This window comes from Micromonospora matsumotoense, assembly GCF_900091525.1.
In the GTDB taxonomy this organism is placed as follows: Bacteria; Actinomycetota; Actinomycetes; order Mycobacteriales; family Micromonosporaceae; genus Micromonospora; species Micromonospora matsumotoensis.
Map to the genome: position 1 here is coordinate 302,503 of NZ_FMCU01000005.1, position 25,521 is coordinate 328,023.

Consider the following 25,521-nt stretch of genomic DNA (forward strand, 5'->3'; position numbering starts at 1 on the left):
GGGCGGATCGCCGTACTGGGCCGTAATAGGGCTGTCATCAGTCGAACATGGCACGTTTACCCGATGTGCTAACCCGATGATCCTCGTCACAGTCAACCCGGGGTTCGGTCAAGCTGGGGGAGGAGACGGTGACCACCGTCGCGCTGAAGGACGTCACAAAGGTTTTCCCGGACGGCACAGTCGCCGTCGACAACGTCAGCCTGGACGTGGTCGACGGGGAGTTCATGGTGCTGCTCGGCCCGTCCGGTTGCGGGAAGTCAACCGTGTTGCGGATGATCGCGGGCCTGGCGGAGCCGACCACCGGCGCGGTGATGCTCGACGGTGAGGTCGCCAACGACCTGCCACCGCGCGACCGGAAGATCGCCATGGTCTTCCAGGACTTCGCGCTCTATCCGCACATGTCCGTCGGCGACAACATCGGCTTCCCGCTCAAGCTCTCCGGGGTCGAGCCGGTCCCCCGGGGCGAGCGGGTGCAGGACGTGGCGAGCGCGCTCGGCATCGGCGACGTGCTCGCCCGCAAGCCGAGCCAGCTCTCCGGCGGCCAGCGGCAGCGGGTCGCGATGGGCCGGGCGATCGTCCGCCGGCCGGGGCTCTTCCTGATGGACGAGCCGCTGTCCAACCTGGACAGCGGCCTGCGCGCCGAGTTGCGCGCCGAGATCTCCGCGCTCACCCGCGAGCTGGGCGTCACCACCATCTACGTCACCCACGACCAGGCCGAGGCGCTGACCATGGCCGACCGGGTGGCCATCATGCGCAAGGGCGTGCTCCAGGACGTCGGGACCCCCACCCAGGTGTACGGCCGGCCGGCGACCCTCTACGTCGCCGCCTTCCTCGGTAGCCCCCGGATGAACCTGCTGGAGGCGTCGGTCTACGTCCACCTCGACCGGTACGTCACGCTCACCCTCGGTGACCAGGCGCTCTATCTGCCCTGGGACGACATCCGCAGCCGGGCGGTGGCGCACTACCACGGCGAGCGGATCGTGGTCGGGATGCGGGCCGAGGCGCTCACCCCGGTCGCCCCGGACACCCCCGGCGACGTGCTCCAGGGCCGGGTCCGCTACCTGGAGCACCACGGGCACGAGTCGCTGGCCTTCCTCGACATCGGCGCCACCGCCATCATGGTCGACGAGATGAGCGCCCCCGCCGAGGACGCGGTCCCGGGTCAGCGTGGGCTGCGCCGGTTCGGCCAGGTCATGTCCCGGCTCACCGGGCGGGCCGGCGACCCGGAGGAGGCCCCCCAGCCGCCCGGCGGCAACCGGACCAGCGTGCTGAACGACCCCGGCCGGCACCACCGCCGCCCGGCCGAGCTGGCGGTCCGGCTGGCCCCGTACCCGGCGATCTCGGCGGGGCACCCGATGGCGGTCGCGGTCCGGATGGACGCCCTGCACTTCTTCGACGAACGCGGCGACCGCATCGACGTCGGCTGGCGCTGACCCGACCGATGATCAGGAGTGGGGCCCGCCCTGCGGACGGGTCTCGTTCGCACCGTCAACGGGTTGGCAGCTACCCGTCAAGATATTGACACCCGTATAGATTCTTGTGAGGCTTCAGGTATCCCCCTCACGCAGAACGGAGCTGTCATGCGCGCGATCCGCAAGATCCTCGCGGCCACCGCCGTCACCGGTGCGACCGCGGTGTCCCTGCTGGCCGGTGCGGCCCCCGCGTCCGCCGACGCCGCCGGAGCCAACGCGTTCGGCTGGTACACGGGTTACGGTTCGGGCTCCTCGGCCTCGTTCGCCATCTGGTCGGCGGAGAACGACGCCAAGTGGAAGGCCCAGTTGGGCGGCTTCAACACGTTCCTCGACTGTCGCACGACCTCCAGCTACAGCACGAAGATCAGCGACTACTACTACACCGCCAACGTGCAGCTCTACTGCTACAACCTGAACTGACGGCACCGCTCGTCGAGCGCGGCGGGGGTGCGTCCGGCGTCGTCGGGTGGGCCCCTGCCGCCCGGGCACCCGCACCGCTGCCCGCGTGGCGGGCCAGAAAGAGGTTTGCCCGCTCGGCCGGGTGGATAGATTCGTACCGTGCTGGGGCTACCTGCTCACGTGACCGCCTGCCTCTTCGACCTCGACGGTGTGCTGACGCAGACCGCCAAGGTCCATAACGCTGCATGGCGGCAGACCTTCGATGACTTCCTGCGCCGGCGCGCCGGCGCCACCGGGGAGCCGTTCCGCCCCTTCGACCCCGGCCCCGACTACCACCGCTACGTCGACGGCCGACCCCGCGCCGACGGGGTGCGCAGCTTCCTCGCCTCGCGCGGGATCGTGCTGCCCGAGGGGAGCCCGGACGACTCGCCGGACGCGGACACCGTCAACGGTGTCGGCAACCGCAAGAACGTGCTGCTGCTCGACCGGATCCACCACGACGGCGTCGAGGCGTACCCGGGCTCGGTGGCCTACCTGAAGGCGGCCGAGCGGGCCGGGTTGCGCCGCGCGGTGGTCTCGGCCAGCGCCAACTGCCGCGACGTGGTCGCCGCCGCCGGCCTGGAACCGATGCTCGAGGTACGCGTCGACGGACTGGTCGCCCGCGCCGAGGGGCTGCGCGGCAAACCGCACCCGGACACCTTCCTCGCCGCCGCCGAGTTGCTCGGTGTGGCCCCCGCCGACGCCGCCGTCTTCGAGGACGCGCTGGCCGGGGTGGCCGCCGGCCGGGCCGGTGGCTTCGGGCACGTGATCGGTGTCGACCGGGCCGGCCAGGCCGACGAGCTGCGCGCCCACGGCGCGGACGTGGTCGTCACCGACCTCGCCGACCTGCTGACCGGGCCGGCCGCATGATCCGGGAGCGCGCCTATCCGGTCGAGCCCTGGCACATCCGGGAGACCCGCCTCGACATGGACGTGCTGGCCCAGTCCGAGTCGGTCTTCGCGCTCTCCAACGGTCACATCGGGCTGCGCGGCAACCTCGACGAGGGTGAGCCGCACGGGCTGCCCGGCACCTACCTGAACTCCTTCTACGAGCTGCGTCCGCTGCCGTACGCGGAGGCCGGGTTCGGCTTCCCCGAGTCGGGGCAGACCATCGTCAACGTCACCAACGGCAAGCTGATCCGGCTGCTCGTCGACGACGAACCCCTCGACCTGCGCTACGGCGAGCTGATCAGCCACGAACGGGTCCTCGACCTGCGGGGCGGCACCCTCTACCGGGAGATGCACTGGCGGTCGCCCGCCGGTCGGGAGGTGAAGGTCCGCAGCACCCGGCTGGTCTCCTTCACCCAGCGGTCGGTCGCCGCGATCCACTACGAGGTGGAGGCGGTCAGCGGCCCGCTGCGGCTCATCCTCCAGTCCGAGCTGGTCGCCAACGAGAGCCTGCCGGCGCAGAGCCGCGACCCCCGGGTCGCCGCCGTGCTGGAGTCGCCGTTGCAGGCCGAGGAGGAGCTGACCACCGGCGACGGCGGGCTGCTCATCCACCGCACCAAGGTCAGCGGGCTGCGGGTGGCCGCCGGGATGGGGCACGACGTGGACGCCCCGGGCAAGACCACCATCGAGTCCGAGGGGTACGAGGACTGGGTCCGGACCACCATCGGGGGCGTGCTCCAGCCCGGCGAGACGATGCGGGTGGTCAAGTACTTCGCGTACGGCTGGTCCAGTCGGCGGTCGCTGCCCGCGCTGCGCGACCAGGTCGGCGCGGCGCTCGCTGCCGCCCGGCTGACCGGCTGGGACGGGCTGCACCGGGAACAGCGCACGTACCTCGACGAGTTCTGGGACGCCGCCGACGTCCGGGTCGAGGGGGACCCGGAGGTGCAGCAGGCGGTCCGGTTCGGACTGTTCCACGTGCTCCAGGCCGGGGCGCGGGCCGAGCGGCGGCCGATCTCCGCCAAGGGGCTCACCGGCCCCGGATACGACGGGCACGCCTTCTGGGACACCGAGATGTTCGTCCTGCCGGTGCTGACGTACACCCAGCCCGGCGCGGTACGCGACGCCCTGTACTGGCGGCACGCCACGCTGGAGAAGGCCCAGGAGCGGGCCCGTACGTTGAACCTGGCCGGGGCGGCGTTCCCGTGGCGGACCATCGAGGGGCCGGAGTCCTCGGCGTACTGGCCGGCCGGCACCGCCGCCTTCCACATCGCCGCCGACATCGCCGACGCGCTGCGCCGCTACGTCCTGGTCACCGGCGACCAGCAACTGGAGCGGGACATCGGCCTGGAACTGCTGGTGGAGACCGCCCGGCTGTGGCGCTCGCTGGGCCATCACGACCGCGACGGCCGGTTCCACATCGACGGGGTGACCGGCCCCGACGAGTACACCGCGGTCAAGAACGACAACATCTACACCAACCTGATGGCGCAGCGGAACCTGCTCACCGCCGCCGACTGCGCGATGCGCCTGCGCGACGAGGCGCTCGACCTCGGGGTGACCGAGGAGGAGGCGGCCGAGTGGCGTGACGCCGCCCAGGCCATGCACGTCCCGTACGACGGGGACCTCGACGTGCACGAGCAGGTGGAGGGCTTCACCCGGCTCCAGGAGTGGGACTTCGCCCGCACCCCGGCCGAGAAGTACCCGCTGCTGCTGCACTACCCGTACTTCGACCTGTACCGCAAGCAGGTGGTCAAGCAGGCCGACCTGGTGCTGGCGATGCACTGGCGGGGGGACGCCTTCACCGAGGCGCAGAAGCTGCGCAACTTCCTCTACTACGAGCGGCGCACCGTGCGGGACTCGTCCCTGTCGGCCTGCACCCAGGCGGTGCTCGCGGCCGAGGTGGGTCACCCCGAACTGGCCCACAGCTATCTGCGGGAAGCCGCGCTGATGGACCTGCACGACCTCAACGAGAACACCCGCGACGGCGTACACATGGCGTCGTTGGCGGGGGCCTGGATCGCGTTGGTGGCCGGCTTCGGCGGGCTGCGCGACCACGACGGCGAGCTGTCGTTCGCGCCCCGGCTGTCCAGCGGGTTGAGCCGGTTGGAGTTCTCGTTGCAGTGGCGGTCGATGCGGCTGCGGGTGGACGTCCGACCGCACCAGACGACCTACTCGCTGCGCAACGGCGGCCCGGACACGGCGGTGGAGCTGCGACACCACGGGGAGACCGTCCGGGTCACCGCCGCCGCGCCGGTCACCGTGCCCGTACCGCAGACCCACGAGCAGGTCCCCGCGCCGGAACAGCCGCCCGGCCGGGCCCCGCTGCTGCGCCTCCCGGAGTCCCGCGCCTGATCCCCGCCCGTCCCGAGGCGGGGCCACGCTGATCGGTGGCCCAGACCGGTTGTGGAGATTTGTTGTCGCTAGAGCGACAACAAATCTCCACAACACCTGCCGGCCGCAGCGTCGGGCCGGTCGGCCGGCGCTAGAACTGGGGGCCGTTGGAGGGGCGGCCACCGGCGTCGCGCGGCGCGACCGCCCGTGGATCGTCCGGGGTACGGGCCTGCGCCGCCTCGTCCGCCCAGTCGGGACCGCGCTCGGCGTCCTGTTCGGGGCGGTCCTGCTCGATGGTCCGGGTCTGCTGACGTGCCTTCCGCTTGGCCATGGCTGAACCTCGTGATCCGTGCGGGGCGCGGCTGCGCCGGTGTCCCGCGCGTCTTCCCGCCCGACGCCCCCGCAAACGACCTCCCGCCCTCCGACCCCCGACATCCCGCACCACGATGCCCTGCACCCCCGACGTCCGCCGCGGTCGACGCCTCCGTGACCGAGGCGGTGCCCGTCGGGGCCGAGGGCGGCTCCGTTCCGCCGCCGCGAGCCGACGCCGGCCGTCCGGTCCGGTCGTCAGGAGTCGAGGTGCCGGATGAAGGCGAGGCGCAGGTGGTTCTTCGGTCGGGCGCCGACGATCGAGCCGACCACCTCGCCGCCGACGAACACCAGCAGGGTGGGCAGCGACATCACCCCGTAGGTGCGGGCGGTGGCGGGGTTGGCGTCGGTGTCCACGGTGACCACCCGCAGCCGGTCACCGAACTCCCCGGCCAACTCGGCGAGGTGCCGGGAGGTCCCGACGCAGGGCGGGCACCAGTCCGCCCAGAAGTCGACCACCACCGGCCGGTCGGCGGCGAGCACCGTGTCGGCGAAGGTGGCGTCGGTGACGGCGGTCAGCCGTCCCGCTGCCGTGTCCTGAGGCATGCTTCCTCCCGTTGGATGATGGCCTGGGCGAGCTGGTCGTGCAGCTGCCGCCGTACCGTGCCCAGCCGGTCGAGGTAGGCGTCCACCTCGGCCAGCTTGCGACGCAGCACGGCGACCGAGTCCGGGCAGACGTCCCCGGAGGCGTGGCCGGCCCGCAGGCAGGCCACGAACGGCCGGATGTCGTCGAGGCCGAAGCCGACCGCCAGCAGCGCCCGGATCTCGTGCACCACCCGCAGCTCGGCCTCGTCGTACACCCGGTAGCCGTTGGCCGAGCGGCGTGGCCGGACCAGCCCGTGCGTCTCGTAGTACCGCAGCGTGCGGGTGCTCGTGCCGGCCCGTTGCGCCAGCTCACCGATCAGCATCCGACCTCCCCGGCGGAGTTCCTGGCGTCACGCTAGACCTTGTCGCCGGTGTCAAGGCAACGGGTGAGAGCGGCCACCGGGCGGGTATCCGCCAGCGACCGCACGAGCGGAAGGAGCACCACATGGGGGTACGCGCCGAGGCGACGGTGTCGCTGCGGGACGCCAGGCTGCCGGCGGACGTCGACGGGCCGGACGACGCCGTGGGTGTGGTGCTCTTCGCCCACGGCAGCGGCAGCTCCCGGCACAGCCCGCGCAACGTGGCGGTGGCCCGGGTGCTCCAGCGCCGGAGGTTGGCGACCGTGCTGGTGGACCTGCTCACCGCCGAGGAGGACGCGGTCGACGCCCGTACCGCCGAGTTGCGCTTCGACATCGACCTGCTCGCCGGTCGGCTCACCGGCGTCGTCGACTGGCTCGCTGCCGAACCCGCGCTGGGTCGCCTGCCGATCGGCCTGTTCGGGGCGAGCACCGGTGCCGCCGCCGCCCTGGTGGCCGCCGCCGTACGTCCGCAACGGGTCGCCGCGGTGGTGTCCCGGGGCGGCCGGCCCGACCTGGCCGGCCCTGCCCTGTCCGAGGTCCGCGCGCCGACGCTGCTGCTGGTGGGTGGGCTCGACGATCAGGTGATCACGCTGAACGAGCAGGCCGCCGAGGTGCTGGTCGCCCCGTACGAGCTGCGCGTGGTGCCCGGCGCCGGCCACCTGTTCGAGGAGCCGGGCACGCTCGACCAGGTGGCCGACGCCGCTGCCGGGTGGTTCACCCACCACCTCCCCGTCCCGGCCTGACGGCCACCCCTTCCGCCCGGCCACGCCCCGGCCGTCCTCGGGTGGAGGCCGGCAGGCAAGGGGGGGCGATGTAGCGGTGTCCCGAGGGCTCGGACACCGCTACATCGCCCCCCCTTGCGACGATCTTGGCGAATGCGCAAAGGCGCTGGGCGCGTCAGGTCGGGGTGGCGGGTGGGTCGTCGTCGTGGCGGTGGTGCGGGCGGTAGGCCGGCGGGGTCGACGCGGCCTGCTCCCGGTGCCGCTGGACGGTGTCGACCACCCGATAGGCGACCGCCGCGATCGGCACCGAGACGAACGCCCCCGCGATGCCGGCGATCAGCGTGCCCGCCGTGACCACCACCAGGATCACCGCCGGGTGCAGCTGCACCTGCCGCTTCATGACCAACGGCTCCAGCAGGTTGCCCTCGATCTGCTGGACGGCGATCACCGCCGCCAGCACCAGCAGCGCCGTGGTCGGGCCGTTGGCGGCCAGCGCCACCAGGACGGCGACCGCGCCGGCCACCGTCGCCCCGATGATCGGGACGAAGCCGCCCAGGAAGGTGATCAGCGCCAGTGGCAGCGCCAACGGCACCCCGAGCAGCACCAGCGCCAGCCCGATGCCGAGCGCGTCGATGGCCGCGATGAGCATCGTGCCCCGACTGTACGAGCCGAGGGTGCGCCAACCGGCCCGGCCCGCCTCGGCGGTCACCGTACGGTTCGGGCCGGTCATCCGGCGCAGCACCCAGTGCCACATCGACCGGCCGTCCTTGAGCAGGAAGAACAGCAGCACCAGGGCGAGCAGGGCGGAGCCGGCCGCCTCGGCCGCCGTCCGGGCCCCGCCGACCGGGTCCGGGGCGCTGCCGCCCAGGCCGTCGCGGACCTGCTGGACCAGCTTGTCGAGCTGGGCGTCGCTGACCGGCAGGGTCTCGGTGACGAAGTCGCGGGAGCGTTGCAGCCCCTCGTCGAGCTGCTGGCTCAGCTCCCCGAACTGGGCGGCGGTCAGGTTCCACACCAGCACCCCCACCCCGACCAGCACGCCGAGCAGCAGCAGGACGGTCAGCAGCGCGGCCAGCGCGGCCGGCACCCGCAACCGGCGCAGACCCAGCAGCACCGGGTCCAGCAGCGCGGTGAGGAACAGGGTCACCGCCACGGCGATCGCCAGCGGCGCCAGCAGCACCGCCACCTTGCCCAGCAGGTAGCACCCGGACACCACGACCACCAGGCAGGCGCTCCACACCACCGCCGTGCGGACCAGCCAGGGCAGCGTCGCCCAGGCCTGCCGTGGGGTGGGGCGGGCGCCTGCGGCCGTCACCTCGGGCGTACGCCCGGTACCGTCCTCGACCACGTCGGATCCTCCTCGGTCTCGGCGGGGTCGATACCCGACCCGGTCGACATCGACACCCGGTGGCTCAACGCCGTGCCGGCTGGTCGGTTCCGCTCAGGACGGTCGCACCCGGACGGCAACGCCCCGCCGGACGACGCCGGCACGGTGCCGCCCGCGCGGTGCCGCCCGCGCGGTGTCGCCTGAACTGTCCTGTCGCGCCGTTCAGCGGGGTGTCGCGCCGGGTCCTTCGTGGTCCGGTCGGCCCCCCCGCTCCGGCCCGCCTGCTGCCGTCGTGCTGCGGCGCGCGCCGCGGTGTTTGCGCCCGGGTGGTCGGGGAACGCAACAGGCCGACGACGAGGAGGACATCATGAGCGATTTCATGAACAAGGCCAGGGACTTCGCCGACAAGCACGACAAGCAGGTCGATCAGGGCCTGGACAAGGCCGGCGACTACGCCGACAAGCGGACCGGCGGCAAGTACGACGAGCAGATCGACAAGGGTGTCGACGCGGCCCAGGCGCGCACCGGTGAGGGCGACCAGGGTCGCTGAGCGGTTCCCACTGCCGGGTCCCCCGAACGGGGTGGCCCGGCAGTCCTGTGTCAAGGACTGATCACCTCTGGTAACCATCGAGGACTCTCGCTACCATCCGCAGTCATGGCATGACTCACTGTTGGGTCATGCGGGTGGATCGGCCCGCGACTCCGCAGGCCGTCGACGAGAGGGAGCATCCCCGGTGACCGAGACGACGACGCACACCACGAAGGCCCGGCCATTTCCGTTCAGCGAGCCGAACCGGCTCGAGGTCGACCCCTGCTTCGCCGGGCTGCGCCGCGACGAGCCGCTGGTCCGGGTGCAACTCCCGTTCGGGGAGCCGGCCTGGCTCGCCACCCGGCACGCCGATGTGCGCACCGTGTTGGGTGATCCCCGGTTCAGTCGGGCCGCCGCCGTCGGCCGGGACGAGCCGCGCAGCGTCCCCTATCAGCGGGATGTCGGCATCATCGGGATGGACCCGCCCGAGCACAGCCGGTTGCGCCGGTTGGCAGCCAAGGCGTTCACCGCCCGGAGGGTCGAGGAACTGCGCCCGCGCACCCGGGAGTTGGCCGACGAACTGGTGACCGGCATGATCGCCGCCGGGTCGCCGGCCGACCTGGTCGCCCACATCGCCACCCCGCTGCCGATCCGGGTCATCTGCGACCTGCTCGGCGTGCCGGTCGCCGACCAGGACCGGTTCCACACCTGGTCCGAGGCGATCGTGTCGACCACCTCGCTGCGGCCGGAGGTGGCGGAGAGCTACCTCGACCAGCTGCTGTCGTACATGGCGGGGCTGATCGCCCAGCGGCGGGTGACCCCCACCGACGACCTGCTCGGGGCGATGGTCCGGGCCCGCGACGAGAACGCCGACCGGCTCACCGAGAACGAGGTGGTACACCTGGCGGCGGGGCTGCTGGCCGCCGGCCACGAGACCACCGTGACCCAGATTCCCAACCTGGTCTACGTCCTGCTCACCGAGCCGGAGGTCTGGCAGCGGCTGCTCACCGAGCCGGCCCTGGTGCCGTCCGCCGTGGAGGAACTGCTGCGTTTCATCCCGCTCGGTGCCAGCTCCGCGTTCCCCCGGTACGCCCTGGAGGACATCGAACTCGGTGGGGTGCTGGTCCGCGCCGGTGAACCGGTGCTGGTCTCCATCCCCTCGGCCAACCGGGACGAGAGCATCTTCCCCGACGCCGACCGGTTGGACCTCGACCGGGAGGCGAACCCGCACCTCGCCTTCGGGCACGGCCCGCACCACTGCATCGGCGCCCAACTGGTCCGGGTGGAGCTTCAGGTGGTCCTGGAGACGCTGCTGGCCCGTACCCCGGGCCTGCGGCTGGCGGTGCCCGAGTCGGCGCTCACCTGGAAGAGCGGCCTGTTGGTCCGGGGCCTGACGGCGTTGCCCGTCAGCTGGTAGACGGAAAGGCGGAGGGCAGATGGGGGAGCACGGCTGGCGGGTGCACGTGGACCCGACCCGGTGCATCGGGGCGGGGATCTGCGCGAGCTACGCCCCGGCCCACTTCGTACTGGTGAACGGGTTGTCCCGGCCGTTGGCCGAGCGGATCGACCCGGCGGACGCGGTGCTGGACGCCGCCGAGTCCTGTCCGATGGAGGCGATCGTGGTGTCCGACGCCGCGGACGACAGCCGGATCGCCCCGGAACCGTGACCGGGCGGTGGCCGGCTCCGGCGGGGTACCCGGAGCCGGCCACCGCCCCCGCTCAACCCTGGTCGTCGTGCAGCTCCGCCATGGTGGTGGGCCGCCCGCTCAGCGTGTCCCTGATCCGGTCCACCAGACCCGTGCCGGGGTTGAAGAGCCGGTTCGCCGGCGGGTGGTCCGGAGCGCCGGGATGCGGGCGGGTCGGCAGGTGCCGCTTCGCCGCCTGCACCCGGTCGGCCAGCTCGACCAGTTCCTCGTGGGCCACCGCAGCCCGCAACCGGGGAAAGAGCTCCGCCTCCTCCTCCTTCACGTGGTGCCGGATGCTCTTCGTCAGGTGGGAGATCAGCGGCGCGAAGCGGACGTCGGACGGCTCCAGTGGCTCCAACTCCTTCAGCGTCCGCTCGGCGGCGGCATGCTCGGCGATCTCGTGTTCGGTCAGCTGATCGCCGTCGGGCAACGCCCGGCGGGCGGTCGGGTAGACGTACATCTCCTCGGCGACCGCGTGCCGGACCAACTCGGCGATCAGCACGTCGGCCAGCCGGCGACGATGCTCGGCGGTGCCCTGTCCGGTCTCCAGCTCCCCGAAGATCGCCTCGATCTCGTGGTGGTCGGCGGTCAGGATGTCCACGACGTCCTGACCCGTGGCGGCCTGTGCGTTGCTCATCTCGGTGCCCCTTACCGGTTGCGGACGGATCGGCTCCTGGCGGGGCCTGTACCCGCCCGGCGCCACCCGAACCCACCGCCGTCGATGGGAGGGTGCCGGACACCGGCGGTGCGGGGTCCTAAGCGGACTCGGCGGGCGGGAGGGAACCCAGCAGACGGGTCACGGTGATCTCGATGACCACCCGCTCGGGGTTCGGACGCGGCTGGCGGTAGCGCTCGGCGTACCGGCGCTCCGCCTCGGCCACCGCTTCGGGGTCGGTGCGCAGTACCGCCCGCCCCTCGACGGTCAGCCACCAGCGGCCGTCGAGGTGACAGGCCGCGACCGGGACGCCCGCCGGGCCGGCGGCGGCGACGTACCGGGCCTTGGCCGAACCACCGGAGGTGATCACCCGGGCCAGCCCGGCCGCCGCGTCGTAGGTCAACCCGACCGGTACGACGTGCGGCGTGCCGTCGGGACGCGGAGTGGTCAGCGTCGCCAGGTGCCGCTCCCGGCAGAAGGCGAGGACACGCTCGTCGTACGGGTCCAACCGATGCCTGCCGGCCATGTCCGTTCCCCGTCCCGTGGCCGGTGTCGCCCCGGCTCGGCCCTGATCATGACACGATCTGGCGGGACTGGCCCTGGCCGGGCGCGGTGCCCGAGCCGTCGGGCAGCGCCCCCGCGTGGCCGGGCGGCGGCCGATCGGCGGCCCGGCGGCGGTGGGCCAGGCGACCCAGGTAGATCAGTGCCCCGGCCAGCACACCCATGTCGTCCAGGTAGATCGGGTCGGGCAGCACGTCGACCGGAAGGACCGTGTAGATCAGCGCGCCGTAGAAGGCCACCTTGCCGCCGACGCCGAGCGAGCCGAGCAGCCGCCGGGTGCGGATCACCCGTACCGCCAGCAGGACCGCGCCGACCAACGTCGCCAGCGCCAGGATGCCGCCGACGACCACGAGCGCCCACATCTCCCGGGACATGTCCGCAACGCTAACCCAGCCCCGCCCGCCGCGCCGGTCTGCGTCGCCGACCCGGCGGGTCGAGCGGTGGTGGTCGGGTCAGTAGGCGGCGACGGCGGCCCGGCCGCGTGCCACGACGGTGTTCTCCCGGGTGGCTTCCGTCGACGGGCGCGGGCTCTCCGGCATCGGCAGCACCGACTCGGCCCGCTCCGGTCGGCGGTCCCGCGCGGCGAACGCCTCGTCCCGCAGGCTGCGGGCCGCCGCACCGGCCATGTCGGCGGCCCGCCAGGCCGCCTGCTCCCGCGCTACCGCCGCCCGGTGCCGGGCCGCCAGGTGGTCCCGCGTCGCGCGGCGCAGCACCAGTTCCTGCTCCACGGGGTGCCGGCGCGGGTCCCAACCGGCGCGGCGCGCGAAGACGTCGTCGAGCTGCGCGTCCGACAGGTCGCCCCGGCGGTGCGCGTCCACGGCGGCCCGGTGCAGCCACCGCTCCCGGTCGGCGTACTCGGCCGGGGTCTGGCCGGTGTGCGGCAGCGGCATGGCCGCGGCGGCGACGAGCCGGCGCAGGTGCGCCTCGGCCGACTCCAGGGTCGTCCAGGCCGACTCGACCTCGTCCTGGGCGGCCAGCCACTCGGCGCGCAGCCGGCCGGCGGTGGTGCCCGCCCGGTCGGCAGCCACGGCGACCTCCCCGGCGTACCGGGTGTGCTCCCGGTCCTGCTCGGCGCGGTCCGGGTCGGTCGGCAGGGCGGCCTCCCGGAACCGGCCGGCCACCGCCAGCCGCAGCCGGCCGGGACGGACCACCAGGGCCGCGACGGCGACGGCCGCGACGGCGAGCAGGATCAGCCAGATGACGGCGGCGGCGGGGACGTCGGGCAGGACGGCGGAGAAGACGGTCTGCATCACCAGCACCTCACGGTGGAACAACGATGTGGACGGACGGGAGCCCGGCAGGGGGCGGGAGCTGTGGGCGGCGGGTCCGGAGAGGACCGGTCCGGGTCGGACCGGCTCGCTTCGGGCCGGGTCGCGGTCGGGAGTGGACGGACGGCGACGGTCGGCCGGGCACCGAGTGGTGCCGCGCCGCTCAGCCCCGGGGCGGGCCGCGCCGGCCGGTGGCGTCCCGGGCCGGGTCTGGCGTCGCCACGTCGACCCGCGCGGCGGGCCGTACCGTGGGCTCGTGGGCGGAGCCGGCGGGCAGCGGCCGGGAGTGCTCCTCGGTGAGCCGCTCGTGCCCGGCGCGGGTGTCGACGAGCCCGTCGTCCCCGGGCCGGGTGTCGGCCGGTAGCGTCGCCACCCGGGAGGTCACCACGGGCGGTCGGGCGGCGGCGGCCGGGCCACCGGCGGCGGCGAACAGCCCGCCGAGGCCGACGGTGAGCACCAGCGCGGTGACCGCCAGCCGGGTCAGGTCGCGCAGCCTCGACACCCAGACGGGCGGGGTGGAAGCTACGCGGATCACCCGTCCAACCTATCCCCCGCCGACCGTCCGCGCAGCGTCGGCGACCCGACCGGACGAGTGACCCGGGGCACGGTGTGCCCTGTGGACGGACCGTTCCCCTCCGGGATGCGCCCGCTGACCTGCTCCTGGATGTATCGACGGGGATGAGAGTGCCGTCAGTTTCCCGCCGACCGGTCGGGGCACTTCGCCGACGGCGCGACGCCCTGCCGCGCCGGAACCGACCGACCGGAGGAGACACCATGGGAGTACGTCGTCAGGTCGCTGCGGCCGGGTCGCTGTCTCGCGCGGCGGTGCTGTCTCGCGCGGCGGCCGGTGAGCGGCCGGGCAACCGACGGCCGTCCCCGTCTACACCCGACGGTCCGTCCGGGGCGGGGCGGGTCGTCGGCTCAGGCGTCGTGGTCGGCGTGGTCCGGGGTGAAGAGGGCGAGCAGGTCACCGACGTGGCGGTCGGCCTCGGCGGGATGCCGGAAATGGCCGCTCGGGTTGATGGTGTACTCGTTGCGCCGACCGACCCGGGTACGCCGCAGGTAGCCGCCGGTCTCCAGGTCCGCGACGATCGCCTGGGCGGCCCGTTCGGTCACCCCGACCTCCTCGGCGACGTCCCGCAGCCGGGCGGTGGGGTTGCGGGCGATGGCGAGCAGCACGTGACCGTGGTTGGTGAGGAACGTCCAGTTCCGGGTGCTCCCGGTGCCGCCTGTCGTCGCCATGACGGTCATCGTATGGCGCGTCCCTGGGAGGCCCGTCGTCGGCCGTCGGGTCTGGCCGTCGGTCTCGACCCGCCGTCGACATCGTTCCGACCGAAGCCTGAAACGTGTATCACGAAATCTTGACGTACCTTTCGCTGCGTGTGACCGTGGGAACACGGCCGTCGTCGCCGCCGGCCGGCGTGACCAGGTGCGATTCCGGACCGAGGTGAGGCAATGGCCCCGATCACTCCGACCCAGGCGCTGGCCGAGCTGTCTGCCGGCAACCGGCGTTTCGTCGCCGGGGAGCCGCGCCACCCCAATCAGGGCGCCGGCCACCGGGCCGCCGTCGCCGACGGCCAGCATCCCTTCGCCGTCATCGTCGGCTGCTCCGACTCCCGGCTCGCCGCCGAGATCATCTTTGACCGGGGTCTGGGTGATCTCTTCGTGGTCCGGACGGCCGGGCACACCGCCGGGCCGGAGGTGCTCGGCAGCGTCGAGTACGCGGTGACGATCCTCGGCACCCCGCTGGTGGTGGTCCTCGGGCACGACTCCTGCGGGGCGGTGCAGGCCGCCCGGGACGCCGCCCGCACCGGCACCCAGCCCCCGGGGCACCTCTACTCGGTGGTCGCCGCCGTCGGGCCCAGCCTGCGCCGGGCGGCCCAGGAGGGGGTGCACGACATCGACGGGATCGTCGACATCCACATCGCGCAGACCGTCGAGGTGCTGCTCGGCAACTCCCCGGTGATCGCCGCCGAGGTGGCCGCCGGGCGGTGTGCGGTGGTCGGGATGTCCTACCGGCTCGCCGCCGGTGAGGTCCGCCAGGTGGCCCCGGCCCACGCTCCGGCTGCCGAGGTGCCCACGCTCACCGCCACGGTGTCCGGGCCTGCCGGGGCGACGGCCGATGCCGCCGGGGTGCTGGCGGGCGTCGACGCCGGGCCGGTCGGGTCCGCTGTCCCGGCGACCGGCGAGCCGGCGACCGTCGCCGGCTGAGACCTGGTCACGACGTAGGCCGCCCGGCTGGACCGGGCGGCCTTCGCGTGGTGCGCGATCAACTCGCCGGGGGCGATGATGCGGTGTTCAGGGGTCTCGGATACCGCATCAACGACGCCACCGTGTCGATCATGTCCGGCTACAGCAGCGACACGTGGACGTGGTCGGTGTGGTTGGACGGTCCGGAGTACGAACTCCAGCCGTTGGCCGGGAACCAGATCTGCCGGTTCCAGATCACGTAGTAGATGCCCAACCGGTCCGCGTTGCGGATCAGGAACGCGGCGAGGTTGTTGCCGTACATCCGGGTGTCGTTGTTGTGCCACGGGCTGAAGCCGCTCTTCTGCAACGACCAGTCGCACGCCTTGCCCTTGGGGTGCTCCCACGGCCCGCCGGGGCGGTAGCAGCCGACGAACCGGCTGAAGCCGGCCCGCTTGACCTCCTTGTACATGTGCAGCGTGCGCGGTGTGACGCAGCCGGACGTGGTGGGGTCGTTCTCGCTGCACGACTCGCCGCGCCATTCGCCGTCGGCGGTCTGGCCCGGGGCGATGCGGGCCACCGGGGACGTCGCGTCGACCAGGCCACCGGTGAAGCCCCGCCCGCCGACCAGGGCCAGCGCCTTGTCGGCCTCGGTCTTCTTTTTGGCCATCAGGTTGGTCTGCTTCTGCTGCTCACGGACCTCGGTGTCGACGGCGAGCTTGGCCTGCTCGGCCCGCGCCTTGACCTTGTTGACCTCGGCCAGCTTGCCGGCGTTGACCATGTTCAGCTCGTCCAGGGCGGCGGCCCGCCGGACGAAGGTGTCCGGGGCGTCGCTCTCCAGCAGCGCGGCGACCGCGCCGACCCGACCCGTCCGGTACGACTGGGCGGCGATCTCGGTGACCTGCGGGGCCAGCGCCGCCAGCTCCTGCTCCGCCTTCTCCACCTCGATGGCGTACTCGAGTTGGCGCTTCTTGGACTTCTCCAGCCGGCTCTTCGCCGCCGAGTACTCCCGGTTGGTCGCCTCGATGACGTCGGTGAGCAGCTTCGGCTCGTCATCCTCCTCGTGCCCCGAGGGGGTGGGCGGGGTGGGTGCGGCCACCGCGGGGGCGGCGGCCGGCCCGGCGACGATCGCCAGGGCGGCGAGTACGGCCACCACCGGAGTCCACCAGTGGCGTAGGGGTGCCGTCACAGTTGTCCCTTCCGTCGACCGCCGACCGGGTTAGCTGACGGGTTCGGGACGGAAGTGGCCCCTACCGCTGGCGCGGATTCACCCCAGGTGCTCGGTTCCCCGGCTCGCCGTACGGCGATTGGGCGGTGGTACCGCTGGCTCCGGTGGGCGCCTTCGGCGGTGACCGGCAGCGAGGTTACCCGAGAGTCGTACCGGGGATCTACGGTCACAACCCGGCAAAATGCGTATTTTCCCGATAACAACGGGTGACCAGTGATGCGGCCGACAATCGCGACCTCGCCTCCGGTCACGCAGCGCAGTGTCACCATGCGGGGTCCGTGCTCCTCTCCGGGTCTGGCCACCGTGCGGGGGCCGGGGTGGACGGTTCGCCGTGCCGGGGCGCGCTCAGCGCCTCCAGCGCCTCGGCGCGGTCGGGGGCGGGCCGTGGGGTGGGCGTCGGCCCGGTGGCGTCGGCGTCGGCGGGACCGCGCCCGGCGGTGGTGACCAGTGCGGCCAACCCGGTGGTCAGCGGCACCGCCGCCACCAGGCCCAGGGTCGCCACCGCGCTGCGGACGATCTCCTGGGCCAGGAACTCGCTGGTGAGGATCTGGCCCACCGGTCGACTGTCGGCGGTCAGCAGGAGCAGCAACGGCAGCGAGGCCCCCGCGTACGCCAGCACGATCGTGTTGACCGTGGAGGCGATGTGCGCCCGACCGACCCGGGTCGCCGCCCGGTAGAGCTGCAACCGGGACAACCCCGGATTGGCGTGCGCCAGCTCGGTGACGGTGGCCGACTGGGTGACCGTGACATCGTCCAGGACGCCGAGCGAGCCGATGATGATCCCGGCCAGCAGCAGGCCGTGCAGGTCCACGTCACGCTGGTACATCGACAGCGTGGTGGCCTCCTCGCTGCCGTACCCGGTCAGGTGGGTGGCGGCGGTGGCCAGCGTGCCCAGGACGCCGGTCAGCACCAGGCTGCCCAGCGTGCCGAGCACCGCCACCGAGGTCTGCGCGGTGACCCCGTGGGTCAGGTACAGCACCACGAACATGATCAGCGCGGCGCCGGTGATCGCGATCGGCAGCGGCGCGCCCCCGGCGGAGATGCCCGGCACCACGAAGGTCAGCAGGATGGCGAAGCTGGCGCCGAGACCCGCCAGGGCGGCCAGCCCGCGCAGCCGGCCGAACGCCACGATCGCCGCCGCGAACAGGGCGACCAGCCAGAGCAACGGCATGCCCCGCTGGTGCTCGGCGATGTGGTAGCTGCTCACCGACGGGTCGCTCGGGTCGGCCAACGCGACCAGCACCACCTCGTCGCCGACCGCGACCGTCGGCGCCCCCGGCCCGGACGGGACCGGTGTCTCGACCTGCCCACCGTTGTCCGGCCCCTGCGTGACGGCGACCGTCACCGTCCCGCACGGCCCGTCGGCCACCCCCGACGGGCCATCGGGGGTCTGCGGGGCGGGCGGGCACGGCTCGGTCACCACCCGGGTCACCGTGCCGTGGTAGCGGGGCACCTGGTCGCCCTGGTCGATCCGCAGGGTCTCGCCCGGCCAGAGCAGCAGCGTGGCGATCACCGTGACGACGATGAGCGGCACCACCGTCATGACGAGGATCCGCCGCACCCGGGGTGGGGTGGACGGAGCGGGACGGGTGTGGTCGGCGCCCATGTGTGCGAGTTCTCCCAACGATCCGGGACGGGATACGTGTCAGCCGGCCAACCGGTTCACCGCGGGCGGCGGGTCGTCGGACGATGGTAGCCAGCACCCGGGTCGCGCCGCCCCGCCCAGGTGCTGGTGGTGGCGGCGCTCGATGCCCCACCGCCGCGCGGGCACCCCCACCGCCGCGCGGCCTCCCGCCCACCGCCGCGCGGCCTCCCCACCGCTGCCCCTGGTCCGTCCCGATGTCGGTGACCTCGCTGTCCCGGCCCGCCGGGACAGCTAGCGTGGAGCCGTGCGGCGGGCGAGGACGGCGACGACGACCGGGCGGTGGCTGCGGCTGCTGCTGCTCGTCGGCACCCTGCTGGGGCTGTCCGCGATGCACACTCTCGGCCACCATGCGGAGCTGGCCGGCGGCCACGAGGCGGAGTTGACCGGCGGCCACGAGGCGGAGTTGACCGGCGGCCATGACGCGGAGCTGGCCGGCGGCCACCGTGCCGACGGGCGTCCGGCCGGCCACGGCACCTCGGCGGACCGCGCCCACCAGACCTCCGTCGGGCACGACACCCCGGTCGGCGGCCCGGACCGGACGTCCATCGACCGCCCCGGGCAGACGTCCGCCGTGCCGGTGACGGACCGGCCGGACCTGACCGGTCCGGTACGGCTCGCGACGGTGACGGCCCTCCACCTCGGGTGCGGGGACGGGTGCGCGGTGGCGCTGCCCGCCGGGCCGTCCGGCCCACCACCCACCGCGTGGAGCGTCTGCCTGGCGGTGCTCGGCGCGCTCACCGTGACGGTGCTGGTGCTGCTCTTCGTCGTCCGGTCCCGGCCGGCCGGGGTGGCCCGCCCGCCGTCGCGACCCCGGGAGCCGCGCGCCCCGCCACCCCGCCCGCTCCGGCTGCGGCTCGCCACGGTGTCGGTACTGCGCAGATAGGACTCCCCGGGTGCGGCTTCGCCGCGTCCACCGTCCGTCGCGTACGTATCCGCCCACCGAAAGGTCGCTCGTGTCCACTCGTACCCTCGCGCGTCGTGCCGCCCTGGCCGGCGTCGCTCTCACCGCCGTCGTCGCCCTGGCCGCCTGCGGCGGTGGCCACCCCACCGACGGCGGTCACGGCCGTCCGGCCGCCGGGGCCGCATCGGCCGGCGCTTCCGCCGTCGACTCGGCCGACGTGTTGTTCGCCCAGATGATGATCCCGCACCACCAGCAGGCGGTACGGATGTCGGAGCTGGCCGGGAGCCGGGCCGCCGATCCGGAGGTCTCCCGGCTGGCCGCGCAGATTCGGGCCGCCCAGGCCCCGGAGATCGCCACCATGACCGGCTGGCTCACCGGGTGGGGCCGGCCCGTCCCGTCCGACGGCCCGGCGGGTGGTCACCTGCCCGGGACGGACCACGGCATGCCGGGCATGATGTCCGACGCCGACCTGGCCCGGCTGGAGGGCGCGACCGGTGGGGACTTCGACCGCTGGTTCCTCACCATGATGGTCGCCCACCACGAGGGTGCCGTCACCATGGCCCGGCAGGAGTTGGCGGACGGCCGGCACGCCGGGGCCAGGGCCCTGGCCCAGCAGATCGTCACCAGCCAGCAGGGCGAGATCGACACCATGCGGAAGATCCTCGCCCGGCGCTGACCCCCGTCCCGGCGCGCGGCGGGTGGGCCGGTCCCGACCGGTCCTCCCACCGTGACGCTCCCGTCCACCCGTCGGGGGTGGATCAGCCGCGCTTCATCAGGCGGCCGACGGCGGCCATCATCTCGGCGGCCATCTCGTCGGCCCGGCCCTCGGCGGCCCCCTCGTGCATGCAGTGCCGGGCGTGGCCGTCGAGCAGGCCGAGGGCGACCTTGTCCAGGGCGGCCTGTACGGCGGAGATCTGGGTGAGCACGTCGATGCAGTACCGGTCGTCGTCGACCATCTTCTCGATGCCCCGGACCTGCCCCTCCACCCGGCGCAGCCGCGCGAGCAGTTGGTCCTTGCTGGCGGTGTAGCCCCGGACCGGGGTGCTCGGTGTGGTCATGGCGACCACGATAGCGTACCCCCGGGGGGTATGCTACTCTCGCCGGGAAGAGTACCCCTGGGGGGTATGGTGGAGCGTGGGAGGGAGCGCGACATGATCACGAACTACCAGGTGAAGGGCATGACCTGCGGACACTGCGTCAACGCGGTGAGCGGCGAGGTGGGCGCCCTCGACGGCGTCACCGACGTCCAGGTGGACCTGGCCTCCGGCCGGGTCGCCGTCACCAGTGACCGTCCGCTCGACACCGGGTCGGTGCGCGCCGCCGTCGACGAGGCCGGCTACGACCTCGTCGAGGCGTGACGGGTTACCGGCCCACCGGAAACCGAGGTGACCGATGAACACGGCGACCAGGCTGGGCGGCTTCGCCCTTGGTCTCGCGGTGGTGTTCGGCGCGACGTACGGGGCCGGTCAGCTGACCGGCCCCGTACGCCCGCCCGCCGAGACCCGCCACGACCCCGCGCACACTTCGGAGCCCACCCGGAGTCCCGCCGTCCCTGACCCCACCACCGACCCGACACCGACCGTGACCGGCACCGGCGGGGCCGGTCACACCCACGGTTGACCGGAGGCGCCCCGATGACCCCACCCACCACGAACCCGCCCACCGCACCCCACCTGATCGAACTCGCCATCGGTGGGATGACCTGCGCGTCCTGTGCCGCCCGGATCGAGAAGAAGCTCAACCGGCTGGACGGCGTCGAGGCGACCGTCAACTACGCCACCGAGAAGGCCACCGTCCGGTACGCCGACGCGATCACCCCGGACGAGCTGATCGCGACCGTCGAGAAGACCGGCTACACCGCCGTCGTGCCGCCACCGCCCGCCCCCACCGGGGCGGCACCGACCGGTGGGCCGGTGGACGAGTTGACCGCGCTGCGTACCCGGCTGCGGGTGTCGGCCGTGCTGACCGTGCCGGTGATCGTGCTGGCGATGGTGCCGGCCTGGCAGTTCACCTACTGGCAGTGGCTGTCGCTGACCCTGGCCGCCCCGGTGGTGGCGTACGGCGGGCTGCCGTTCCACCGGGCCGCCTGGACCAACCTGCGGCACGGCGCGGCGACCATGGACACCCTCGTCTCGCTCGGCACCCTCGCCGCGTTCGGCTGGTCGCTCTGGGCGCTCTTTCTCGGCGACGCCGGGGTGCCCGGGATGACCCACCCGTTCCGGCTGGACATCACCCGCACCGACGGGGCCGGCAACATCTATCTGGAAGCCGCCGCCGGGGTGACCGTATTCCTGCTGGCCGGCCGCTACTTCGAGGCCCGGTCAAAGCGGACCGCCGGTGCGGCCCTGCGGGCCCTGCTCGAACTCGGCGCGCGTGACGTCGCCGTGCTGCGCGGCGGCACGGAAACCCGGATCCCGGTCGACCGGCTCGTGGTGGGCGACCGGTTCGTGGTCCGACCGGGCGAGAAGATCGCTACCGACGGGCGGGTCGAGGAGGGCACCTCGGCGGTCGACGCCAGCATGCTCACCGGCGAGTCGGTGCCGGTCGAGGTGGGACCCGGTGACCCGGTGGCGGGTGCCACCGTGAACGCGGCCGGCCGGCTGGTCGTCACCGCCACCCGGGTCGGTGCGGACACCCAGCTCGCCCAGATGGCCAGGCTGGTGGAGGCGGCGCAGACCGGCAAGGCCGCCGTGCAGCGGTTGGCCGACCGGATCTCCGGGGTCTTCGTGCCGGCCGTGATCGTGCTGGCCGTCGGCACGCTGGGCTGGTGGCTGGGCAGCGGGGCCGGCCCGACCGCCGCCTTCACCGCCGCGGTGGCCGTGCTGATCATCGCCTGCCCGTGCGCCCTCGGTCTGGCCACCCCGACCGCGCTGCTGGTCGGCACCGGGCGGGGCGCCCAGCTCGGCATCCTGATCAAGGGGCCGGAGATGCTGGAGTCCACCCGGCAGGTCGACACCGTGGTGCTGGACAAGACCGGCACGGTCACCACCGGCCGGATGACCCTGGTCGACGTCCGCCCCGCCGAGGGGCAGGACCGGGCCGAGTTGCTCCGGCTCGCCGGGGCGGTGGAGACCGGCTCGGAGCACCCGATCGCCCGGGCCGTCGCGGCGGGCGCCGCCGAGGCGGGCGTGCTGCCGCCGGTCACCGGGTTCGCCGCCGCCGAGGGGTTGGGCGTCACCGGCACCGTCGACGGCCACGAGATCGTCGTCGGGCGACCGGGGCTGCTCCGCGAGCGGGGTCTGGACGTACCCGGGGAGGTCGTGCGGGCGGTGGCCGAGGCGGAGGCCGCCGGTCGTACGGCGGTGGTGGCGGGCTGGTCCGGGCGGGCCCGGGGCGTCCTCGCGGTCGCCGACGTGGTCCGGCCCACCAGCCGGGCGGCGATCGCCGGCCTGCGGGAGTTGGGCCTCACTCCGGTGCTGCTCACCGGGGACAACGTCACCGTCGCCCGGGCGGTGGCCGCCGAGGTGGGCATCGACCAGGTGACCGCCGAGGTGCTGCCGGCCGACAAGGTGGAGGTCGTCCGCCGGCTCCAGGCGCAGGGCCGGACGGTCGCCATGGTCGGCGACGGGATCAACGACGCCCCGGCCCTGGCCCAGGCCGACCTGGGGTTGGCCATGGGTACCGGCACCGACGTGGCGATCGAGGCGTCCGACCTGACCCTGGTCCGGGGTGACCTGACCGCCGCGGTGGACGCCATCCGGCTCTCCCGGCGCACCCTCGCGGTGATCAAGGGCAACCTGTTCTGGGCGTTCGCCTACAACGTGGCGGCCCTCCCACTGGCCGCCGCCGGCCTGCTCAACCCGATGATCGCCGGCGCGGCGATGGCCTTCTCCTCGGTCTTCGTGGTGGCCAACAGCCTCCGCCTCCGCCGCTTCTCCTCCGTCACCCTCCCCGCCGACCAGCCGCGTTGATCAAGAGGTTTACGTCAGTTCTGCGGGAAAGGGTGACGCAAACCTCTTGATCAACGCGCTGAAGCGGGGGTGCGGTGTTTTGGGTATGGGGGGTGGGGGTAGTTGAGGGGCGTTGGAAGAAATGCTTATACGGGAGGCTCTCATGGGGTTCGACGACAAGATCGAAAACACGACCGAGAACACCGCCGGCAAGGTCAAGGAGGGCGTGGGTCGGGTGACCGACAACGAGCGCCTGGAGGCCGAGGGTCGCAACGACCAGGCCAAGTCCAGCCTCAAGCAGGCCGCCGAGAAGGTCAAGGACGCTTTCAAGAGCTGACCGCGCCACCCGTCACGCCGGACCGACCTCGTCGGCCCGGCGTGAGGCGTGTCGGGGGTGAAAAGTCGGCCGGGCGGGCCGTGCGGCATCGTGTCCGTGGTACCGCACGACACCACTCCGCGGTACCGCCCGACCCATCGAAACGGGGAAGTCGATGCACCGTAGCTCCGCCACCGCGCTCACCCTCGCAGTCCTCGCCGTCCTCGCGACCGGCTGCTCGGACGACGGGAGCGACACCGACGCCGTGCCCGGCACGCCGACCAGCGCCGCCGGCGCTCCCACCGGGGAGGCCACGCCCGACCCGGTGACGAGCACCGCGACCGCCACCACCACCCCGACCGCCGGCACCGCCGCGAACACCGCGCAGGTCTGCCGCGCCGTCGACCAGCTGATCATCGACGGCAGTCGGCAGATCGCCGCCGACTCGGCCGACGCGACCCGGGAGGAACTCACCCCGGAACAGCTCAACGGCAAGCTCAAGGGGCGGCTGAGCCGACTCGCCGACGACGTCCGTGAGCAGGCCCGCAAGGCCAAGGACGCCCGGATCAAGAAGCTGGTGAACGAGACCGCCACCAAGATCGAGAACGGTGCGGCGGCCAAGAGCCCGGCGAGCTGGATGGGCAGCGAGTTCGTCGAGATCCCGCCCCGGCTCACCCGCGACTGCCACGTCTGAGCCGGCCCGGGCCCCGGCCGCTCCGCCCGGTCGGTCGCAGCAGGCCGGGCGCGGACACGCGGGCGCAGCAGGCCGGGCGCGGATACCCGGGCGGGGTGGGAAGACCGCCGGGGTCAGCGTCGGCCGGGCAGCGACCGGGTCGGTGGGGCGGTGCCGGCGAGCAGGGCACGATCGGCGGCGGAGGTGCCGGACTGCCAACCCTCGGCGTCCCGCACGGTCAACCGGGCCCGGGTGACGCCGGGGAAGAGGGTGTCCATCCGCTCCCGCACCGCGCCGGAGCGGGCGGCGAGCACCGGCAGCAGCCGCTCCGGCCCGGCGGCCTCCGCCGCCTGCCGGTTCGCCTCGTCGGTCGCGGTCCGCAGCCGCTCCCCGATGCGCCGGGCGAAGGCGTGCAGGAAAGCCTCGTCGTACGCCTTGGTGCGTCGGCCGCCGCCCTGACGCTCCCGGCGTCCGCGCAGCATGGCGGCGGTGGCCTGCACCAGCAGTGAGGTGTGCAGCAGTTCGACGGCCTCCAGGTCGGCGGGGAAGCCGAGCACGGTGGCGAAACCGAGATCGTCCGACCAGACCGACTCGCACCGGTTCGCCGCCGCCACCTCCTGCACCAGCAACGCCTTCGCGCCCGCGTACGGGGCGTCGGTGCTGATCCGGACACCGCCGGGCCGGTCCGGGTGGGCGGCGGTCGCCTCGACCAGGGCCCGTTCCAGGCTGTGCCGGGCGATCAGCTCCTGCGCCTTGCCGGTGAACGCCTCCGCCTCGGCCGGGAAGGTGGTGGACTCCGCCTTGGCCAGCAACGCCCGTACCCGGTCGAGCACCCGGGACCCGCTCGGCCCGCCCGGCGCGGTCGTGGCCGGGCCACCGACGCCGCCGGGCGGGGGCCGGAGCACCGCGACCGGCGGCAGGCCGGCCAGCAGCGCCAGCACCTCGATCGCGTCGCGCAGGGCGGTGATCCGGTCCGTACCCTCCCGGGTCGTCCAACCGCTCAGCCACCCGGCGTCGTCATCGCCGTGGACCCGGGCGTCCAGGCCGGCCAACTGGTCGTCCCACCACGGCGGCACCGGGCCGGGCTGGGCCGCCCGGTCGGCGGCGAGGGCCTCGGCGACCAGCCGCCCCGGGCGTGCGCCCAGCCGACGGGTCACGATCCGGGCCACGTCGGCCGGCTGCCAGCCCCGTGGCCAGAGCCGGCCCAGGGCGGCCACCAGCCGGCCGAGCAGCGCGGCGTCCACCGTTGCCGGGCCGTCGGGCGTCGGCCGGCCACCGTCACCGCCGACCACGAGCCGGTCCAGCTTCCGCTCCGCATCGCGTACGTCGGTGCCGCGCACCGCCGCGACCGCGGCGGTGATGAGGGCATCGGCGTCCGGCACGGGTGGTCCTTCCTCGGGGGGTGACGGCCGGAAGGTGTCCGGATCGTCGGGAGTGTCTGCCCGGCAACGGTACCCGGGCCCGGATTGCTCCTCCCGGGCACTCATCCGTACGCG

Annotated in this window: 30 protein-coding genes and 1 riboswitch; of the genes, 16 read left to right on the forward strand and 14 right to left on the reverse strand. The window is 73.6% G+C overall.

The features are described from left to right. Positions 1-128 precede the first annotated feature (128 nt). The 4 genes from GA0070216_RS13365 to GA0070216_RS13380 all read left to right on the forward strand — a co-directional run bounded on the left by GA0070216_RS13365 (position 129) and on the right by GA0070216_RS13380 (position 5,149). Positions 129-1,433 carry an ABC transporter ATP-binding protein gene (locus GA0070216_RS13365; protein WP_091244813.1) on the forward strand — a complete coding sequence of 435 codons (1,305 nt, stop codon included), beginning with the start codon at positions 129-131 and terminating at the stop codon, positions 1,431-1,433. Between the two features lie 147 nt (positions 1,434-1,580). Then, positions 1,581-1,892 (forward strand): hypothetical protein, encoded by a 312-nt coding sequence (locus GA0070216_RS13370; protein WP_091244816.1) that lies wholly within the window; start codon positions 1,581-1,583, stop codon positions 1,890-1,892. Positions 1,893-2,030: 138 nt separating this feature from the next. Then, entirely contained in the window at positions 2,031-2,780 is a 750-nt protein-coding gene (locus GA0070216_RS13375; RefSeq protein WP_091244820.1) for a beta-phosphoglucomutase family hydrolase, read from the forward strand. Continuing rightward, on the forward strand, positions 2,777-5,149 hold the full coding sequence (locus GA0070216_RS13380) for a glycoside hydrolase family 65 protein (protein ID WP_091244822.1): 2,373 nt from the start codon (positions 2,777-2,779) through the stop codon (positions 5,147-5,149). The genes GA0070216_RS13375 and GA0070216_RS13380 overlap by 4 nt, the downstream gene beginning before the upstream one ends. 130 nt (positions 5,150-5,279) lie before the next feature. Here GA0070216_RS13380 and GA0070216_RS13385 read toward each other — a convergent pair whose 3' ends face one another. The 3 genes from GA0070216_RS13385 to GA0070216_RS13395 form a co-directional block, all read right to left on the reverse strand. Next, positions 5,280-5,459 carry a hypothetical protein gene (locus GA0070216_RS13385; RefSeq protein ID WP_091244826.1) on the reverse strand — a complete coding sequence of 60 codons (180 nt, stop codon included), beginning with the start codon at positions 5,457-5,459 and terminating at the stop codon, positions 5,280-5,282. Positions 5,460-5,695: 236 nt separating this feature from the next. After that, positions 5,696-6,043 carry a thioredoxin family protein gene (locus GA0070216_RS13390; protein WP_091244829.1) on the reverse strand — a complete coding sequence of 116 codons (348 nt, stop codon included), beginning with the start codon at positions 6,041-6,043 and terminating at the stop codon, positions 5,696-5,698. Next, positions 6,013-6,405 (reverse strand): MerR family transcriptional regulator, encoded by a 393-nt coding sequence (locus GA0070216_RS13395; RefSeq protein ID WP_091244832.1) that lies wholly within the window; start codon positions 6,403-6,405, stop codon positions 6,013-6,015. Before GA0070216_RS13395 ends, GA0070216_RS13390 begins: the two co-directional genes overlap by 31 nt. Positions 6,406-6,527: 122 nt before the next feature. Here GA0070216_RS13395 and GA0070216_RS13400 point away from each other — a divergent pair, with 122 nt between their 5' ends. Then, positions 6,528-7,184 (forward strand): dienelactone hydrolase family protein, encoded by a 657-nt coding sequence (locus GA0070216_RS13400; protein WP_091244834.1) that lies wholly within the window; start codon positions 6,528-6,530, stop codon positions 7,182-7,184. Positions 7,185-7,338: 154 nt separating this feature from the next. Here GA0070216_RS13400 and GA0070216_RS13405 read toward each other — a convergent pair whose 3' ends face one another. Next, positions 7,339-8,508: an AI-2E family transporter gene (locus tag GA0070216_RS13405; RefSeq protein ID WP_245722472.1), complete on the reverse strand. Its 1,170-nt coding sequence runs from the start codon at positions 8,506-8,508 to the stop codon at positions 7,339-7,341. Between the two features lie 346 nt (positions 8,509-8,854). Here GA0070216_RS13405 and GA0070216_RS13410 point away from each other — a divergent pair, with 346 nt between their 5' ends. From GA0070216_RS13410 to GA0070216_RS13420, 3 genes are all read left to right on the forward strand, one after another. Then, on the forward strand, positions 8,855-9,037 hold the full coding sequence (locus tag GA0070216_RS13410) for an antitoxin (protein ID WP_091244839.1): 183 nt from the start codon (positions 8,855-8,857) through the stop codon (positions 9,035-9,037). Between the two features lie 184 nt (positions 9,038-9,221). After that, on the forward strand, positions 9,222-10,433 hold the full coding sequence (locus GA0070216_RS13415; RefSeq protein ID WP_091244842.1) for a cytochrome P450: 1,212 nt from the start codon (positions 9,222-9,224) through the stop codon (positions 10,431-10,433). A 19-nt stretch (positions 10,434-10,452) separates the two neighbouring features. Further along, complete coding sequence (locus GA0070216_RS13420) at positions 10,453-10,683, forward strand: ferredoxin (protein ID WP_091244845.1); 231 nt, start codon at positions 10,453-10,455, stop codon at positions 10,681-10,683. A 52-nt stretch (positions 10,684-10,735) separates the two neighbouring features. On the opposite strand, the gene GA0070216_RS13425 is transcribed toward GA0070216_RS13420, so the two are convergent. The 6 genes from GA0070216_RS13425 to GA0070216_RS13450 form a co-directional block, all read right to left on the reverse strand. Continuing rightward, a complete protein-coding gene (locus GA0070216_RS13425) occupies positions 10,736-11,338 on the reverse strand; it encodes a hemerythrin domain-containing protein (RefSeq protein WP_091244848.1) in 603 nt (200 codons plus the stop codon). 118 nt (positions 11,339-11,456) lie between these two features. Beyond that, a complete protein-coding gene (locus GA0070216_RS13430) occupies positions 11,457-11,882 on the reverse strand; it encodes a pyridoxamine 5'-phosphate oxidase family protein (RefSeq protein ID WP_091244852.1) in 426 nt (141 codons plus the stop codon). Positions 11,883-11,928: 46 nt separating this feature from the next. Beyond that, on the reverse strand, positions 11,929-12,291 hold the full coding sequence (locus GA0070216_RS13435) for a YkvA family protein (RefSeq protein ID WP_245722473.1): 363 nt from the start codon (positions 12,289-12,291) through the stop codon (positions 11,929-11,931). Positions 12,292-12,369: 78 nt separating this feature from the next. Continuing rightward, positions 12,370-13,167, reverse strand: coding sequence for a hypothetical protein (locus GA0070216_RS13440; protein ID WP_091245294.1), 798 nt, complete (start codon positions 13,165-13,167; stop codon positions 12,370-12,372). Positions 13,168-13,348: 181 nt separating this feature from the next. Further along, positions 13,349-13,720 (reverse strand): hypothetical protein, encoded by a 372-nt coding sequence (locus GA0070216_RS13445; protein WP_141723069.1) that lies wholly within the window; start codon positions 13,718-13,720, stop codon positions 13,349-13,351. Positions 13,721-14,106: 386 nt separating this feature from the next. Further along, positions 14,107-14,436, reverse strand: coding sequence for a helix-turn-helix transcriptional regulator (locus GA0070216_RS13450; protein ID WP_091244860.1), 330 nt, complete (start codon positions 14,434-14,436; stop codon positions 14,107-14,109). Positions 14,437-14,640: 204 nt separating this feature from the next. On the opposite strand from GA0070216_RS13450, the gene GA0070216_RS13455 reads away from it, so the two are divergent. Further along, complete coding sequence (locus GA0070216_RS13455) at positions 14,641-15,396, forward strand: carbonic anhydrase (protein WP_091244863.1); 756 nt, start codon at positions 14,641-14,643, stop codon at positions 15,394-15,396. A gap of 139 nt (positions 15,397-15,535) precedes the next feature. On the opposite strand, the gene GA0070216_RS13460 is transcribed toward GA0070216_RS13455, so the two are convergent. Beyond that, a complete protein-coding gene (locus GA0070216_RS13460) occupies positions 15,536-16,561 on the reverse strand; it encodes a coiled-coil domain-containing protein (protein WP_091244867.1) in 1,026 nt (341 codons plus the stop codon). A 3-nt stretch (positions 16,562-16,564) separates the two neighbouring features. Beyond that, positions 16,565-16,696: riboswitch (cyclic di-AMP (ydaO/yuaA leader) on the reverse strand. Positions 16,697-16,862: 166 nt separating this feature from the next. After that, positions 16,863-18,206, reverse strand: coding sequence for a YibE/F family protein (locus GA0070216_RS13465; RefSeq protein WP_091244870.1), 1,344 nt, complete (start codon positions 18,204-18,206; stop codon positions 16,863-16,865). Positions 18,207-18,489: 283 nt separating this feature from the next. Between GA0070216_RS13465 and GA0070216_RS13470 the strand changes: the two genes are divergently transcribed. After that, complete coding sequence (locus GA0070216_RS13470) at positions 18,490-19,128, forward strand: hypothetical protein (protein WP_091244873.1); 639 nt, start codon at positions 18,490-18,492, stop codon at positions 19,126-19,128. A 70-nt stretch (positions 19,129-19,198) separates the two neighbouring features. Next, positions 19,199-19,822, forward strand: a complete 624-nt coding sequence (locus GA0070216_RS13475; protein WP_091244875.1) for a DUF305 domain-containing protein — start codon at positions 19,199-19,201, stop codon at positions 19,820-19,822. 82 nt (positions 19,823-19,904) lie between these two features. Here GA0070216_RS13475 and GA0070216_RS13480 read toward each other — a convergent pair whose 3' ends face one another. Then, the gene (locus GA0070216_RS13480) at positions 19,905-20,204 is read right to left on the reverse strand and encodes a metal-sensitive transcriptional regulator (protein WP_091244878.1); all 300 of its coding nucleotides are present in this window, start codon (positions 20,202-20,204) and stop codon (positions 19,905-19,907) included. A gap of 93 nt (positions 20,205-20,297) precedes the next feature. Here GA0070216_RS13480 and GA0070216_RS13485 point away from each other — a divergent pair, with 93 nt between their 5' ends. From GA0070216_RS13485 to GA0070216_RS13505, 5 genes are all read left to right on the forward strand, one after another. Then, positions 20,298-20,504 (forward strand): heavy-metal-associated domain-containing protein, encoded by a 207-nt coding sequence (locus GA0070216_RS13485; RefSeq protein WP_091244881.1) that lies wholly within the window; start codon positions 20,298-20,300, stop codon positions 20,502-20,504. A 34-nt stretch (positions 20,505-20,538) separates the two neighbouring features. Continuing rightward, entirely contained in the window at positions 20,539-20,766 is a 228-nt protein-coding gene (locus GA0070216_RS13490; RefSeq protein ID WP_091244883.1) for a hypothetical protein, read from the forward strand. A gap of 14 nt (positions 20,767-20,780) precedes the next feature. Beyond that, positions 20,781-23,057 carry a heavy metal translocating P-type ATPase gene (locus GA0070216_RS13495; protein ID WP_091244887.1) on the forward strand — a complete coding sequence of 759 codons (2,277 nt, stop codon included), beginning with the start codon at positions 20,781-20,783 and terminating at the stop codon, positions 23,055-23,057. A gap of 142 nt (positions 23,058-23,199) precedes the next feature. Further along, positions 23,200-23,373 carry a CsbD family protein gene (locus tag GA0070216_RS13500; protein WP_091244888.1) on the forward strand — a complete coding sequence of 58 codons (174 nt, stop codon included), beginning with the start codon at positions 23,200-23,202 and terminating at the stop codon, positions 23,371-23,373. Positions 23,374-23,527: 154 nt separating this feature from the next. Next, the gene (locus GA0070216_RS13505) at positions 23,528-24,046 is read left to right on the forward strand and encodes a hypothetical protein (protein ID WP_091244891.1); all 519 of its coding nucleotides are present in this window, start codon (positions 23,528-23,530) and stop codon (positions 24,044-24,046) included. A 113-nt stretch (positions 24,047-24,159) separates the two neighbouring features. Here GA0070216_RS13505 and GA0070216_RS13510 read toward each other — a convergent pair whose 3' ends face one another. After that, positions 24,160-25,407, reverse strand: a complete 1,248-nt coding sequence (locus GA0070216_RS13510) for a DUF2786 domain-containing protein (protein WP_091244894.1) — start codon at positions 25,405-25,407, stop codon at positions 24,160-24,162. Positions 25,408-25,521 lie beyond the last annotated feature (114 nt).

What these genes read in the sequence shown, in the direction of transcription:
- GA0070216_RS13370 (WP_091244816.1), top strand. Translation starts at nt 1,581, where the DNA reads ATGCGCGCGATCCGCAAGATCCTCGCGGCCACCGCCGTCACCGGTGCG.
- GA0070216_RS13380 (WP_091244822.1), top strand. Translation starts at nt 2,777, where the DNA reads ATGATCCGGGAGCGCGCCTATCCGGTCGAGCCCTGGCACATCCGGGAG.
- GA0070216_RS13385 (WP_091244826.1), bottom strand. Translation starts at nt 5,459, where the DNA reads ATGGCCAAGCGGAAGGCACGTCAGCAGACCCGGACCATCGAGCAGGAC.
- GA0070216_RS13390 (WP_091244829.1), bottom strand. Translation starts at nt 6,043, where the DNA reads ATGCCTCAGGACACGGCAGCGGGACGGCTGACCGCCGTCACCGACGCC.
- GA0070216_RS13395 (WP_091244832.1), bottom strand. Translation starts at nt 6,405, where the DNA reads ATGCTGATCGGTGAGCTGGCGCAACGGGCCGGCACGAGCACCCGCACG.
- GA0070216_RS13400 (WP_091244834.1), top strand. Translation starts at nt 6,528, where the DNA reads ATGGGGGTACGCGCCGAGGCGACGGTGTCGCTGCGGGACGCCAGGCTG.
- GA0070216_RS13410 (WP_091244839.1), top strand. Translation starts at nt 8,855, where the DNA reads ATGAGCGATTTCATGAACAAGGCCAGGGACTTCGCCGACAAGCACGAC.
- GA0070216_RS13420 (WP_091244845.1), top strand. Translation starts at nt 10,453, where the DNA reads ATGGGGGAGCACGGCTGGCGGGTGCACGTGGACCCGACCCGGTGCATC.
- GA0070216_RS13425 (WP_091244848.1), bottom strand. Translation starts at nt 11,338, where the DNA reads ATGAGCAACGCACAGGCCGCCACGGGTCAGGACGTCGTGGACATCCTG.
- GA0070216_RS13430 (WP_091244852.1), bottom strand. Translation starts at nt 11,882, where the DNA reads ATGGCCGGCAGGCATCGGTTGGACCCGTACGACGAGCGTGTCCTCGCC.
- GA0070216_RS13435 (WP_245722473.1), bottom strand. Translation starts at nt 12,291, where the DNA reads ATGTCCCGGGAGATGTGGGCGCTCGTGGTCGTCGGCGGCATCCTGGCG.
- GA0070216_RS13440 (WP_091245294.1), bottom strand. Translation starts at nt 13,167, where the DNA reads ATGCAGACCGTCTTCTCCGCCGTCCTGCCCGACGTCCCCGCCGCCGCC.
- GA0070216_RS13450 (WP_091244860.1), bottom strand. Translation starts at nt 14,436, where the DNA reads ATGACCGTCATGGCGACGACAGGCGGCACCGGGAGCACCCGGAACTGG.
- GA0070216_RS13455 (WP_091244863.1), top strand. Translation starts at nt 14,641, where the DNA reads ATGGCCCCGATCACTCCGACCCAGGCGCTGGCCGAGCTGTCTGCCGGC.
- GA0070216_RS13465 (WP_091244870.1), bottom strand. Translation starts at nt 18,206, where the DNA reads ATGGGCGCCGACCACACCCGTCCCGCTCCGTCCACCCCACCCCGGGTG.
- GA0070216_RS13480 (WP_091244878.1), bottom strand. Translation starts at nt 20,204, where the DNA reads ATGACCACACCGAGCACCCCGGTCCGGGGCTACACCGCCAGCAAGGAC.
- GA0070216_RS13485 (WP_091244881.1), top strand. Translation starts at nt 20,298, where the DNA reads ATGATCACGAACTACCAGGTGAAGGGCATGACCTGCGGACACTGCGTC.
- GA0070216_RS13490 (WP_091244883.1), top strand. Translation starts at nt 20,539, where the DNA reads ATGAACACGGCGACCAGGCTGGGCGGCTTCGCCCTTGGTCTCGCGGTG.
- GA0070216_RS13495 (WP_091244887.1), top strand. Translation starts at nt 20,781, where the DNA reads ATGACCCCACCCACCACGAACCCGCCCACCGCACCCCACCTGATCGAA.
- GA0070216_RS13500 (WP_091244888.1), top strand. Translation starts at nt 23,200, where the DNA reads ATGGGGTTCGACGACAAGATCGAAAACACGACCGAGAACACCGCCGGC.
- GA0070216_RS13505 (WP_091244891.1), top strand. Translation starts at nt 23,528, where the DNA reads ATGCACCGTAGCTCCGCCACCGCGCTCACCCTCGCAGTCCTCGCCGTC.